Origin of the sequence: Actinoplanes sp. NPDC051633, assembly GCF_040681735.1 — a bacterium.
Lineage (GTDB): Bacteria > Actinomycetota > Actinomycetes > Mycobacteriales > Micromonosporaceae > Actinoplanes.
In genome coordinates this window covers 1-11,631 of sequence record NZ_JBFAZH010000116.1, presented here as the reverse complement: position 1 = coordinate 11,631, position 11,631 = coordinate 1, and the positions used below count along the sequence as shown (strand labels likewise).

The 11,631-nt window shown below is 70.0% G+C and carries 14 protein-coding genes; 9 read left to right on the top strand and 5 right to left on the bottom strand.

The window, feature by feature from the left end; all coding sequences use genetic code 11:
- The coding region (locus AB0M20_RS09905; RefSeq protein WP_364296405.1) for a carboxypeptidase regulatory-like domain-containing protein at positions 1–1,599 on the bottom strand (1,599 nt) is incomplete at its 3' end.
- Positions 1,600–1,753: 154 nt separating this feature from the next.
- Here AB0M20_RS09905 and AB0M20_RS09900 point away from each other — a divergent pair.
- From AB0M20_RS09900 to amcA, 5 genes are all read left to right on the top strand, one after another.
- Positions 1,754–2,119: a sterol carrier family protein gene (locus tag AB0M20_RS09900; protein ID WP_364296403.1), complete on the top strand. Its 366-nt coding sequence runs from the start codon at positions 1,754–1,756 to the stop codon at positions 2,117–2,119.
- Positions 2,120–2,199: 80 nt separating this feature from the next.
- Positions 2,200–3,777 (top strand): amidophosphoribosyltransferase, encoded by a 1,578-nt coding sequence (gene purF, locus AB0M20_RS09895; RefSeq protein WP_364296401.1) that lies wholly within the window; start codon positions 2,200–2,202, stop codon positions 3,775–3,777.
- Between the two features lie 41 nt (positions 3,778–3,818).
- The gene (gene purM, locus AB0M20_RS09890) at positions 3,819–4,967 is read left to right on the top strand and encodes a phosphoribosylformylglycinamidine cyclo-ligase (protein WP_364296399.1); all 1,149 of its coding nucleotides are present in this window, start codon (positions 3,819–3,821) and stop codon (positions 4,965–4,967) included.
- Between the two features lie 207 nt (positions 4,968–5,174).
- Complete coding sequence (gene amcB / locus AB0M20_RS09885; protein WP_364296407.1) at positions 5,175–6,278, top strand: cyclophane-forming radical SAM peptide maturase AmcB; 1,104 nt, start codon at positions 5,175–5,177, stop codon at positions 6,276–6,278.
- Between the two features lie 61 nt (positions 6,279–6,339).
- On the top strand, positions 6,340–6,516 hold the full coding sequence (gene amcA / locus AB0M20_RS09880; RefSeq protein WP_364296397.1) for a multiple cyclophane-containing RiPP AmcA: 177 nt from the start codon (positions 6,340–6,342) through the stop codon (positions 6,514–6,516).
- Positions 6,517–6,652: 136 nt separating this feature from the next.
- Here amcA and AB0M20_RS09875 read toward each other — a convergent pair whose 3' ends face one another.
- Both AB0M20_RS09875 and AB0M20_RS09870 read right to left on the bottom strand, forming a co-directional pair.
- The gene (locus AB0M20_RS09875) at positions 6,653–6,862 is read right to left on the bottom strand and encodes a DUF3073 domain-containing protein (protein WP_364296395.1); all 210 of its coding nucleotides are present in this window, start codon (positions 6,860–6,862) and stop codon (positions 6,653–6,655) included.
- Positions 6,863–7,032: 170 nt separating this feature from the next.
- Positions 7,033–8,112, bottom strand: a complete 1,080-nt coding sequence (locus AB0M20_RS09870) for a Glu/Leu/Phe/Val dehydrogenase (protein ID WP_364296393.1) — start codon at positions 8,110–8,112, stop codon at positions 7,033–7,035.
- Positions 8,113–8,286: 174 nt separating this feature from the next.
- Between AB0M20_RS09870 and AB0M20_RS09865 the strand changes: the two genes are divergently transcribed.
- A complete protein-coding gene (locus AB0M20_RS09865) occupies positions 8,287–9,126 on the top strand; it encodes a hypothetical protein (protein ID WP_364296391.1) in 840 nt (279 codons plus the stop codon).
- Positions 9,127–9,407: 281 nt separating this feature from the next.
- The gene (locus AB0M20_RS09860; RefSeq protein WP_014687221.1) at positions 9,408–9,617 is read left to right on the top strand and encodes a BldC family transcriptional regulator; all 210 of its coding nucleotides are present in this window, start codon (positions 9,408–9,410) and stop codon (positions 9,615–9,617) included.
- Positions 9,618–9,692: 75 nt separating this feature from the next.
- Here AB0M20_RS09860 and AB0M20_RS09855 read toward each other — a convergent pair whose 3' ends face one another.
- The gene (locus AB0M20_RS09855) at positions 9,693–10,067 is read right to left on the bottom strand and encodes a PPOX class F420-dependent oxidoreductase (protein WP_364296389.1); all 375 of its coding nucleotides are present in this window, start codon (positions 10,065–10,067) and stop codon (positions 9,693–9,695) included.
- Between the two features lie 6 nt (positions 10,068–10,073).
- Between AB0M20_RS09855 and AB0M20_RS09850 the strand changes: the two genes are divergently transcribed.
- On the top strand, positions 10,074–10,859 hold the full coding sequence (locus AB0M20_RS09850) for a class I SAM-dependent methyltransferase (protein ID WP_364296387.1): 786 nt from the start codon (positions 10,074–10,076) through the stop codon (positions 10,857–10,859).
- Here AB0M20_RS09850 and AB0M20_RS09845 read toward each other — a convergent pair.
- Complete coding sequence (locus tag AB0M20_RS09845) at positions 10,852–11,097, bottom strand: hypothetical protein (RefSeq protein ID WP_364296385.1); 246 nt, start codon at positions 11,095–11,097, stop codon at positions 10,852–10,854. The two genes, AB0M20_RS09850 and AB0M20_RS09845, sit on opposite strands and share 8 nt — an antisense overlap.
- A 101-nt stretch (positions 11,098–11,198) precedes the next feature.
- Here AB0M20_RS09845 and AB0M20_RS09840 point away from each other — a divergent pair, with 101 nt between their 5' ends.
- The gene (locus AB0M20_RS09840; RefSeq protein WP_364296383.1) at positions 11,199–11,606 is read left to right on the top strand and encodes a hotdog fold thioesterase; all 408 of its coding nucleotides are present in this window, start codon (positions 11,199–11,201) and stop codon (positions 11,604–11,606) included.
- Positions 11,607–11,631 lie beyond the last annotated feature (25 nt).

Genomic DNA, 11,631 nt, shown 5'->3' with positions numbered 1-11,631 from the left:
GTACCCCTGGTCGTATCCGCCCTGGTCGTAGCCCTGGGCATAGCCGCCGCCCTGGTCGTAACCGCCGGCGCCACCACCGTAGGTGCCGCCGCCGTAGGCGCCACCGGACTGCGGCGCCGGAGCGTCCCACTCCTGCTGCGGCGGAGCTCCGGCGCGACCGTAGGTCCCGGCCGCGGGCGCGGGCGGCTCGGCGTACTCCTCGGGCCGGTACATGCCGGTCGGCTCGTCGAAGCGCTGCGGCTCCGGGGCGCCGCCGTACGGCTCCTGGCCGTAATACGCCTGTGGCCGGCCGTCGTCGTAGTACTGGTCGTCGTACCCGCCGCCGGGCGCGGCCTGGGCGGGGACCGCCGCGGCGCCGTAGGTCTGCGTCGCCGGGCCCGGGTTCGCGTACGGGTTGGCATATGGGTTGGCCGGCTGTTGCGGCTGCAGCGGCGCGCCGTACGGGTCGGGGAACTCGTCGTCGGCCGGCACCGCCCGGTGGATCATCGTCGGCGCGTTCGCCAGCGACGCCGCCCCGGCACCCGGGCCCGCACCGGCCACCATGGTGGCGTCGTCGGCGCGGCCGCCGACCGGTGCGGCCACCCGCGTCGCGTCGCCGTAGCCACCGCCACCGCGGGCCGGCGGCACCGGCGCACCCGGCAGACCGGCGTCGTCATCGTCGTCGCCGCCCGAGTTCCGGCGCCGCATCAGCACCAGCACGATCGCGCCGACCCCGGCCGCGACCAGCAGGCCGCCCAGGATGATGAAGAGCAGCGAGCCGTCGTCGTCCTGCTCGCCGGCCGTGTTCTTCGTGTCCGTGGCGGCGTCCTCGGTGGCCGGATCGGTGGCCGCGTCGGTCTCCTCGTCGGCCGGCGCGCTCGCCTCGGCCGTCGACGGTGTGGCCGACGGGGTGACCGCCTTGGCGGTGACGGTGAGCGTGACCGTCACCGTCTTGCCCGCGGCGCCGTTGACGCTGACCGCGGCCGGCTCGAAGTCGTCCTTGCCGGCGCCGACCGAGATGGAGCCCGGCGCGATCGGCTTGCTGTCGGAGGATCGGAAGGTGAACTCGCCGTCGCCGTTGCTGGTCGTCTCGTACCGGTGGTCGGCACTGTCCTGCATGACCACCTGCGCGCCGGACACCGACTTGTTCTTGGCGTCCTTGACCTTGCCGGTGACGGCGGTGACCTGCTGCGGCTTCTCCGGCCCGCGGACGGTGACGGTCTCCGTCGCCTCGGCGCGGCCGTTGTTCGCGTTCGCGGTGATCCGGATCTGGATCTCGCGGTTCGCGCCGGCGTTGACCGCCGGCGCGGTCAGGTTGGCGGTGAAGTCGCGCGTCTGTCCGGGCAGGATGATCTGCGACGGTGAGCAGTCGCCGGCGCAGGTCATGCCGCTGACATTGATCCGGATCTGGTTGTCGGACTCACCGAGCTGGTTGTTGTTCGTGATGCTGTACTTCAGCGTCGTCCGGCCGCCGGAGGCGACGTCGGTGGAGGACAGGCTGACCACCTGGACGGTCGGGTCGGCTGCCCACGCGGGCGCGCCGCCGATCGCGATCAGGCCGCCGACCAGCGCCACTAACGCACCGGCCTGGGCCGCTCGGGCTCGTAGGTGCGTCGTCACGTCCACCGCCTTCCGGTCGCACGGTCTCCGGCCGCTGAAGTGTCCGGTGATCCGGGCGTCGATTACACCGTCGGCCACTATGCCCTGTCGCGGGTCCATTGCGCGAGTCAGGGGCGACGGGAGATCCCTCAGAAACGAGTCGTATCGTCCCGACGTGTCCTCTGCGCACAATAAATCCGAGTCCGTGCAAGACGCGTTGGACGCGCTGGATCACGGCGCCGAACCCGCCCGCACGGTATTGCGTGATGCCGTCCGCTCACTTCTCGCCGAGCTGGCGCGGGTGGCGCCGGGCCGATCGGTGGAGGTCCGGATTCCACCGTTCGGTGCCATTCAGTGTGTCGAGGGTCCGCGACACACCCGTGGCACACCGCCCAATGTGGTCGAGACCGATCCGATGACCTGGCTGCTGGCCGCCACTGGGCGCCTGAGCTGGGAAGATGCGGTGAGTAGCGGCAGGATCAGGGCGAGCGGCATCCGGACCGATTTGTCGGAGTGGCTGCCGCTGCACCCGTCGGGCTGACCCGAGCCACCGCCCGTGGGACCGCGTACACTCGGCCCTTGAGCAGCGAGGCGTTCAATCCACCATGAGGGAGCAAGTCTGTGCCCCGAGGCGACGGCCGTCTGACCGGTGATCTCGACCCCCAGGAGCGCGGCCCCCAGGATGCCTGTGGCGTCTTCGGTGTCTGGGCGCCGGAGGAAGAGGTCGCAAAGCTCACATACTTCGGTCTCTACGCATTGCAGCACCGTGGCCAGGAAGCGGCCGGCATCGCCGTGAGCGACGGCTCCGGCGTCGTGGTGTACAAGGATCTCGGCCTGGTCTCCCAGGTCTTCGACGAGCCGACCCTGGCCAGCCTGCGCGGGCACCTCGCCATCGGGCACACCCGTTACTCCACCACCGGCGGGTCCAACTGGGAGAACGCCCAGCCCACGATCCGTGCGACCACGGCGGGCACGACCATCGCCCTGGCCCACAACGGCAACCTGGTCAACACGGCCGAGCTGGCCCGCGAGGTCGCCGAGCGCGGGCTCGAGGCCGACCTGGGCACTTCCGACACCGCCCTGGTCACGACGCTGCTGGCGGCCAAGCCCGACCTTTCGGTAGAGGCCGCGGCCATGGAGGTGCTGCCGCGCCTGCGGGGCGCGTTCAGCTTCGTCTTCATGGACGAGGGCACGTTGTACGCGGCGCGCGACGCCCAGGGGGTCCGCCCACTGGTGCTCGGCCGGATGGAGCGCGGCTGGGCCGTGGCCAGCGAGACCGCGGCGCTCGACATCGTCGGCGCCAGCTTCGTCCGCGAGGTGGAGCCCGGCGAGATCCTGGCGATCGACGAGCACGGCCTGCGGTCGACCCGGTTCGCCGCGCCGGAGCCCAAGGGCTGCCTTTTCGAGTACGTGTACCTGGCCCGGCCGGACACGACGATCGCGGGCCGCAACATCTACAGCGCCCGGGTCGGGGTCGGCCGCCGGCTCGCCAAGGAGCACCCGGTCGACGCCGACCTGGTGATCGGCGTGCCGGAGTCGGGCATCCCGGCCGCGATCGGCTATGCCGAGGAGTCGGGCATTCCGTACAGCGCCGGCTTCATGAAGAACGCGTACGTCGGCCGTACCTTCATCCAGCCCTCACAGACCATCCGCCAGCTGGGCATCCGGCTGAAGCTGAACCCGCTGCGCGAGGTGGTCCGCGGCAAGCGGATCGTGGTGATCGACGACTCGATCGTCCGCGGCAACACGCAGCGGGCGCAGGTCCGCATGCTCCGCGAGGCCGGGGCGCTCGAGGTGCACGTCCGGATCTCCTCCCCGCCGGTGAAATGGCCCTGTTTCTATGGCATCGACTTCGCCACTCGGGCCGAGTTGATCGCCAATGGGCTGGAGATCGAGGGCATCCGGCGCTCGATCGGCGCGGACACCTTGGGTTACGTTTCCCTGGACGGGTTGGTGCAGGCGACCGAGCAGCCGAAGACACGACTGTGCATGGCCTGCTTCGACGGGGAGTATCCGATCGAGCTGCCGGCCGGCAACCTGATCGGCAAGCACCTGCTCGAGGGTGTCGGGCGCCGTGCCACGATGCCTGATGCCACCCCGCAGGAGGCATCGGCCGCGGTGGCCGAGCTGGAGGCGGAGTACGCAGAGCTCGATGCGGACCACCGCGAGGCCGCGGTCGACGCGTTGCAGCGCCCGTAACACCCGGATCCATCGGCAGCACCAGCAGCAAGGGGAGAACCGTGACGCACGTGTCCGAGCGCAACAGTGCCGGATCGAACGATGCCGAGGGCGACCACAAGCCGTGGGTGGCCGGCAGCGGGCGGGTCGGGCGCAAGCGCACGGTGACCTACGCCGACGCGGGCGTCTCGATCCACGCCGGTGAGCGTGCGGTCGAGCTGCTCAAATCGAAGGTGAAGAAGACCACCCGGCCCGAGGTGATGGGTGACCTGGGCGGCTTCGCGGGCCTGTTCCGGCTGAACGCGCACAAGTACAAGAGCCCGATCCTCGCTTCGTCCACCGACGGCGTGGGCACCAAGCTGGTGATCGCCCAGCAGCTCGACATCCACGACACCATCGGCATCGACCTGGTCGCGATGGTGGCCGACGACCTGGTGGCGTGCGGCGCCGAGCCGCTGTTCCTGCTCGACTACATCGCCTGCGGCGAGGTGGTGCCGGACAAGGTCGCCGAGATCGGCGCCGGCATCGCGGACGGCTGCCGGTATGCGGGTTGCGCGCTGCTCGGCGGCGAGACGGCCGAGCACCCCGGCGTCTTGCGCCCGGACGAGTACGACGTGTCCGCGACCGGCGTCGGCGTGGTCGAGGAGAGCGAGATCCTCGGCCGTGAGCGGGTCGAGGTGGGCGACGCGGTCATCGCGATGCGGTCGTCCGGCCTGCACAGCAACGGATATTCGCTGGTCCGGCACGTGCTGCTGGGCGCCGGCCGGATGCGGCTGGACACCGTGGTCGACGACTTCGGCGGTCAGCGCACCCTCGGTGAGGAGCTGCTCACCCCGACGAAGATCTATGCCAAGGACTGCCTCGGCCTGATCGAGGAGACCGACGTCCGCGCGTTCTCCCACGTCACCGGCGGCGGCATCCCCGGCAACCTGGTCCGCATCCTGCCCGAGCACGTGGATGCGGTCGTGGACCGGGCGTCGTGGCGTCCGCAGCCGATCTTCGACCTGATCCAGGCCAAGGGCCGCATCGAGGACCATGAGATGGAGGCCACGTTCAACATGGGCGTGGGCATGTTCGCCATCGTCTCGTCCGACGACGCGGACCGCGCGATGGCCTACCTGACCGGCCGCGGCGTCGAGGCGTGGCAGGTGGGCGAGGTCATCGAGGGCAACGGCGAGGTCCAGATGGTGGGTCAGTACACCCGGGGATAAGTCCTCCACCGCCGGACGCCGCCCTTGTGCGGACTCACGGCAGACCTACGCAATTTCGTCATCTGGTGTGAAATGATCTGCGTGCGTCGATTCGTCGGCCGCGCGGATCTTCCCTGCGCGCCCGCCGCATGGGCACACTCGGGTGGACTTGCGGGCCTAGCCTGGCCTTGTCGATGGGACGGGGGTGGGGCCATGGCATGGAGCGGGATGCGGGGGATCTCCTCTGTCCCCACCTATGTCGTGATGCAGCCGACGACCCTCTGCAACCTCGACTGCGCCTACTGCTACCTGCCGTTCCGCAAGGTCGACCGGCGGATGCCGGTGGCCGTCGCCGAGGCGGTGGCGGCGTCGATCGCGGGCTGGGCGCGTACCCGTCGCTTCTCCGTGGTCTGGCACGGCGGGGAGCCGATGGCCGCCGGCCGTGACCACCTCGCCGCCCTCTTCGCGCCCTTCGGCGCGGGCGTCGAGCATCACATCCAGACCAACGCGACCTTGATCGACGACGAGTGGTGCGAGTTCTTCAAGACCCACGGGGTCCGCGTCAGCGTCAGCGTCGACGGCCCCGAGGCACGCAACGGCGACCGGGTCACGCGGGGCCGGCGGCCAGCCTACGACCGCATCGTCAAGGGCATCGCGGCGCTGCGCCGGCACGACATCCCGTTCTCCGCGCTGTGCGTCGTCGGGCGCCCCGAGCCGGGCCTGGCCACCGAGCTGTACTCGTATTTCCTGGAGCTGGGCTGTGACGTGCTCGGCATCAACGTCGAGGAGCTCGAGGGCGTCAACGAGCGCCCGAACCGCCACCCGGCCGCCGACGTGACCGGGTTCTGGGCCGAGCTGCTCGCCGCCTGGCGCCGCGACCCACGCATCCACCTGCGTGAGGTGGAGTGGTCGCTGCGTTACGTGTCGTCGGTGCTCGACGGCACCGCCGACGACCTGCTGCCACGCGAGCTCGATCCCATCCCGACGGTCGCGCACGACGGCTCGGTGGTGCTGCTCTCGCCCGAGCTGGCCGGCTTCCACGACCCGCGGTACGGCGACTTCACCAGCGGCAACGTGCTGCACACCCCACTGGGCGAGATCCTCGCCGGAGCCGCCGGTACGCCCTGGATCGCGGAGTTCCTCACCGGGGTCGAGGCGTGCCGCGGGACGTGCCCGTATTTCGGGTTCTGCGGCGGCGCCCACGCGGCGAACCGGTATTTCGAGCACGGTCGCTTCGACCGGACCGAGACCGACCACTGCCGTAACAGCAAGATCCGCCTACTGGAGGGAGTCCTGGACCATGCCCGAGATCATGAGCCCACGGCCGTCTGAAGCTGTGTCGCCGCCGGCGCCTGGTCCGTCGGACGGCGCGGAGAACTCAGCGCGGGATCCCGTGGCGGCTCGAGGGGCGGGCGCTCGCGACGGGCTCTCGGCCCTGCTCGCCGAGGCCGAGGAGGCGCGGCGGCAGCGTGCGGAGAGCACGTCAAAGGACGGCGGCTCGGCGGTCTGCGCCTGGAACCACTTCGAGAACATCCCCACGTTCTACAACTGGAACAATCGCCCGCGCTGAAGCAGCACGGCACCGGAACCCCACGCGGTCGAACCGCGTGGGGTTCCTGTTCCGGCGAAACGGGGATGCTCGGCTGACCGTCACACACTGAAGCACGCGGTCAGCCGCGTGCTCGTGTGTGCGAACGGGTCAGTCGTCAACGCCTTGATGGCGACCAGCGGTCGTCCTGGTCGTCCGCTTCATCCTCGTCGTCGACGAACTCGTTGTCGTCGTCGTCGAAGTGATGGTCGGACTTACCAGCACCCGCCAACTCGCGCTGCAAGGCGGTGAGGTCGGTGTTCGGGGAGTGGTACTTCAACTCCCGGGCCACCTTCGTCTGCTTGGCCTTAGCACGGCCGCGCCCCATGGCTCGACCCCCTCGCACAGAATTCGGGGCAGCCCGAAGGCGGGCCCCGATGACGTCAGGCATCTCTCGTGGCTCTTACGGTACATGGATGATGCCGCCTTCGGCACCTCGGGTTGTGTGAGACACGACCGCGCGTCGCGACGTGTCTCACACACGGAGCATGGCGTGTCTCAGCGGAGATAGACGCCGCGCAACCTGCCGACCTCAACCATGCGACGTTCGGCCAGTCGATCAGCGGCGAGCGCCGGCGGCACGCCCTCGTCATCGGCGAGCTGCAGGATGCGGCGGGTCGTCTGGAAGATCCCGGTAGCGCGTAGTTTGGCGCGCTCGAAGTTGAAGCCCTCGATCTCGTCGGCCACCTGGATCACGCCGCCGGCGTTCACCACGTAGTCCGGCGTGTAGAGGATGCCGCGCTCCTCGAGCTGCTTCTCGATGCCGGGATGGGCGAGCTGGTTGTTGGCGCCACCGGTGACGACCTTCGCGCGGAGCTGAGCGACCGTCTCGTCGTCCAGCGCGCCGCCGAGGGCGCACGGCGCGTACACGTCGATCTCGGAGGTGATCAGGGCCTGCGTGTCGGCCACCAGGTCGATCTGGGGGTACGTGGTGCGGGCCCACTCCAGCGCGGTCTCGCTCACATCGGTCGCGGCCACCGTGGCGCCGTCCTCGATCAGGTGACCGGCGAGGTATTTGCCGACCTTGCCCAGCCCGGCGATGCCGACCCGGCGCCCGGCCAGCGACGGCGTGCCCCAGACATGCTCGGCGGCCGCCCGCATGCCCTGGAAGACACCCCAGGCGGTCAGCACCGAGGAATCACCGGCGCCACCGTGCTCGACGCTGCGCCCGGTCACGAACTGCGTCTCGCGGGCGATCACGTCCATGTCGGGGACGTAGGTGCCGACGTCGCACGCGGTGTAGTAGCGGCCATTGAGCGACTGCACGAAACGCCCGTACGCCCGCAGCAGCGCCTCGCTCTTCAGCTCCGCGGGGTCTCCCCAGATCACGGCCTTGCCGCCGCCCAGGTCGAGCCCGGCCATCGCGTTCTTGTACGCCATCGCGCGGGAGAGCTGGAGCACGTCGGCGACGGCGTCCTCCTCGGTCGCGTACGGGTAGAACCGGGTGCCGCCGAGCGCCGGTCCGAGCGCCGTCGAATAGATCCCGATGATCGCGCGTAGCCCGCTCTGCCGGTCCTGACAGAAGACGACCTGTTCGTGACCCGTGGCGTCGGTGCCGTCGGTGTCGAACACGCCCATGTGACTGCTCCTCGTTGAGTGCCGACCCTTGTGGGGCCTTGGGGGTGAACCGGCCGGCAGGGTGCTGCCGGCCCTCAGCCGAGCCTATGCCTCAGCGGTCCGGCCCGTCGGTCGGGCGAGTGGCCGGAGCCCTGACCCTCGTCAGTCCGGGGCAGTGCGTGAAAGGATCGCGGCGTGCCGTCACTGTTCGCGTCGTACCTGCGGGTTTACGAGCCCCTGACCGCCTTCGACCGTGAGCGGCAGGTTTTCTGGCGCCGGTACGCCCGGGAGGGACGGGCGTTCGGGCTGGCCGAGGGCCCGGTCAAGCAACGCACCGCCGTGCTCGAGGCGCTGGGCGCGGGCTGGACCAGGCTGCCCGACCTGCCCGACGAGGCGTACGTGCTGGAGTGGGGCGACACGCTGCTGGTCTGCCCCTGGAACCTGCGGCTCCGGGTCGCCGAGGCGGCGCTGAACGCCCGCGACGGCGTGCCCTCGGTGCTGGCCGACGCCTTCGTCCCGCCCGTGCTGGCCGGCCAGGCGAAGGCCGTGGTCGAGGACTGGCGCAGCGGGGCCAAGGTGCTGGAGCAGGGCGTGCCGCGGGTGCACGAGCAGATCGCGACGTGGGGCGTGCCCCTGCGCTGGTTCGTCTTCGTCGACCTGGACGAGCGCGAGATCGTGCTCAACGGGTCGCGCCGCACGCTGCGCTACCGCACCGAGATCTCCAAGGCCCGCCGGCGCGCGCACCGGGGTGTGTCGGTGCTGCGCAAGTCACTCGGCGATGCCCCGATCACCGAGGCGGTCGAGGAGGGCACGAAGTGGCTGGAGGAGTTCCATCCGCGGTCGATCGTCGAGCTCGACTACGGCGGGTTGACCAGCCTCCTGCCGGAGGAGGATCTGGCATCGGACGATTCACCCGGACTGGTGGCCGCGGGGCTCTCCGCGCTGTCCCGGGGCGACGCCGATGCGGCGACGGAGGCGTACGAGAAGATCGTCGCCCGGTGGCGGGCCGTCCAGTTGCTCGAGCGATGCAACTGACCAGCCGAAACGGTACGAACGGGCAGGTTTCGCCGCTCCAGAAAGCGTTTACAAGGCGAACACTCTTCGTGATCGGCGGGTCCCGAAGGGTGATAATCGGACTAAACGAGGCACTATCTGGCGTAGAAAAAACGTAAAAATCGGGCATGCTTCAACCGTCTATCTAGGGACGTTCGGCCGTTCGGCCCATGTCGGACATCGGGGACTAGCCGGACCATGAGAGACGCACCGGCCGGCGGGACCCCGGCCGATGTCTTTAGGTACCTGTGGAGGAGTGACCGATGGCATCGCGTACGCACGACCCAGAGCCGCTACTAACGCCGGCCGAGGTGGCGTCGATGTTCCGTGTCGACCCGAAAACCGTCACTCGATGGGCGAAGGCCGGCAAGCTCAGCGCTATCCGTACGCTGGGCGGCCACCGCCGCTACCGAGAGTCGGAGGTTCGTGCCCTGCTGCAGGGGCAGATTCCCACGCAGCGTCAGGGCGACTGACCGCAGTCGACCGAAAGATCGTTGCAAGGGGCGAGCGCTGGGGAAGGCGATCGCCCCTTCTTCGGCTCTTGATTCTTACTTCACCAGGATGATCAAGGTGCCCTCGGCGCCGCGTCGGATCCGGCTGCCGATCAGCGAGAGCCGGCCGACGATGCCGTACTTGCGGCGCAGCGCTGCCGACACCCGCTTGCGGTCGTCGGCGTCGCCGAACCGGGCCTCGCCCTCGACGACGTCGCCGCGCAGGTGTTTGCCCTGGATGTCACAGGCCTGCACGGTGACCCGCCCGTTGTTGCGGATCCGCTTCACCTTGCCGCTGGCCTTGACCGTCCAGAAGGCGATCCCGTCGCCGTCCGGCACCACCCAGATCGGCGTGCCGACCGCGCGACCGTCCTTGCGGAACGTCGTCAGCAGGACGTATTTCTCCGAGCCGAGTTGCTCGAGCGTCGCCATACCTGAATGGTAGTTCCAGTGGATCAACCTGCCATCGGCGACGTCTTCGGCGAGATGATCAGGGACGCCTATGCGGCGCGGACCGGGGTCGGGCCTCGGCCGCTCGCCGGTGGGCGGGTGCCGCGGCCGGTGATCGAGGTGATCGAGCGGGACGACGGGTTGATCAATGGCGCCCCGGCGGATCACTACCTCGGCGAGCCGCACGAGTGGCAGCCGCACGACCATCGCGCCCTGCGCCTGTGCCGGGGGCATGTGCTCGACGTCGGCTGCGGTGCCGGGCGTACCTCTCTCGAACTGCAACGCCGCGGCGTCGCCGTCACCGGCCTGGACACATCGCCGGGCGCGATCGAGATCGCGCGCAAGCGCGGCTTGCGCGACACGGTTCTCAACACCGTCGACGGGTACGCGCGGGCGAGCGCCCGCTACGACACGTTCCTGTTGCTCGGCAACAATCTCGGGCTGTTCGAGAGCCGGGAGCGCGCGCCGGCCTTCCTGGCGGCGCTGGCCGAGCTGGCCAACCCCGGCGCGCGGATCGTGGCGCAGGGCACCGACCCCTACGGCACGACCGACCCCGTGCATCTCGGCTACCACGAGCGCAACCGCGCCCGCGGCCGCCTCGGTGGGCAGCTGCGGCTGCGTCTGCGGTACCGGATGCTGGCGACCGAGTGGTTCGACTACCTGGTCTGCTCGCCGGCCGAGCTGTCGTCGCTGCTGGATGGCAGCCCGTGGCGGCTGGAGGCGATCGACGACGCCGATCGGCCCTACTACCTGGCCGTGCTGGCCCTCAGCTAGGCGGCAGCCCGCCGTCCCCGTCCACCACCGCGTCCGGTGTGCCGTCCTGGTCGAGATCCACCATCGTGATGTCGACCTTGCCGTCGCCGTCGGTGTCGAACTGGAACAGGTCGGCCTTGCCGTCCCCGTCGGTGTCGGACACCCAGACGTCCGGCTTGCCGTCGCCCGTCGTGTCCGTGGCGATCAGATCGACGCGGTCGTCCCCACGCGTCTCGACGGTCTCCTGCGGCTCGGTCATGCGGGCCCTCCTCGTATCCAGGTCTTCCTTCAGGTCTGCGAACGCACTGACCCTAGGGGTCCGGTGCCACACCCGCGACCCAGGACGTAGCGTCACTGCTCGTGGAGGGTCTGGAGCAGCAGAAGTCAGCAGGGCCGGCCGGGGTGCTCGGCGACCGGATGGGCATCGAGTTCATCGAGGCGTCACCCGATCGAGTGGTCGCCACCATGCCGGTGGAGGGCAACACCCAGCCGTACGGGCTGCTGCACGGAGGGGCGTCCTGCGTGCTCGCCGAGTCGCTCGGATCCGTGGGTGCGACGTTGCACGGGGAGACCGTCGACCGGCCGTTCGCGCTCGGCATCGACATCAACGCCACGCACCACAAAGGGGCGCGAACAGGCACGATCACCGGGGTGGCGACGCCGGTCTTCCGGGGGCGGTCGATGGCGACCTACGAGATCGTCATCACCGACGAGCTCGGCGACCGGGTCTGCACCGCCCGCCTCACCTGCCTCCTGCGGGCCGGTTGAGTTCCCACCCGGTCCCTCGGCTCGC

Excerpts from the sequence above, each read along its gene's own strand:
- amcB (WP_364296407.1), top strand. The coding sequence starts at position 5,175 with ATGCGGGGGATCTCCTCTGTCCCCACCTATGTCGTGATGCAGCCGACG.
- AB0M20_RS09850 (WP_364296387.1), top strand. The coding sequence starts at position 10,074 with ATGGTAGTTCCAGTGGATCAACCTGCCATCGGCGACGTCTTCGGCGAG.
- AB0M20_RS09855 (WP_364296389.1), bottom strand. The coding sequence starts at position 10,067 with ATGGCGACGCTCGAGCAACTCGGCTCGGAGAAATACGTCCTGCTGACG.
- AB0M20_RS09845 (WP_364296385.1), bottom strand. The coding sequence starts at position 11,097 with ATGACCGAGCCGCAGGAGACCGTCGAGACGCGTGGGGACGACCGCGTC.
- AB0M20_RS09860 (WP_014687221.1), top strand. The coding sequence starts at position 9,408 with ATGGCATCGCGTACGCACGACCCAGAGCCGCTACTAACGCCGGCCGAG.
- AB0M20_RS09870 (WP_364296393.1), bottom strand. The coding sequence starts at position 8,112 with ATGGGCGTGTTCGACACCGACGGCACCGACGCCACGGGTCACGAACAG.
- AB0M20_RS09875 (WP_364296395.1), bottom strand. The coding sequence starts at position 6,862 with ATGGGGCGCGGCCGTGCTAAGGCCAAGCAGACGAAGGTGGCCCGGGAG.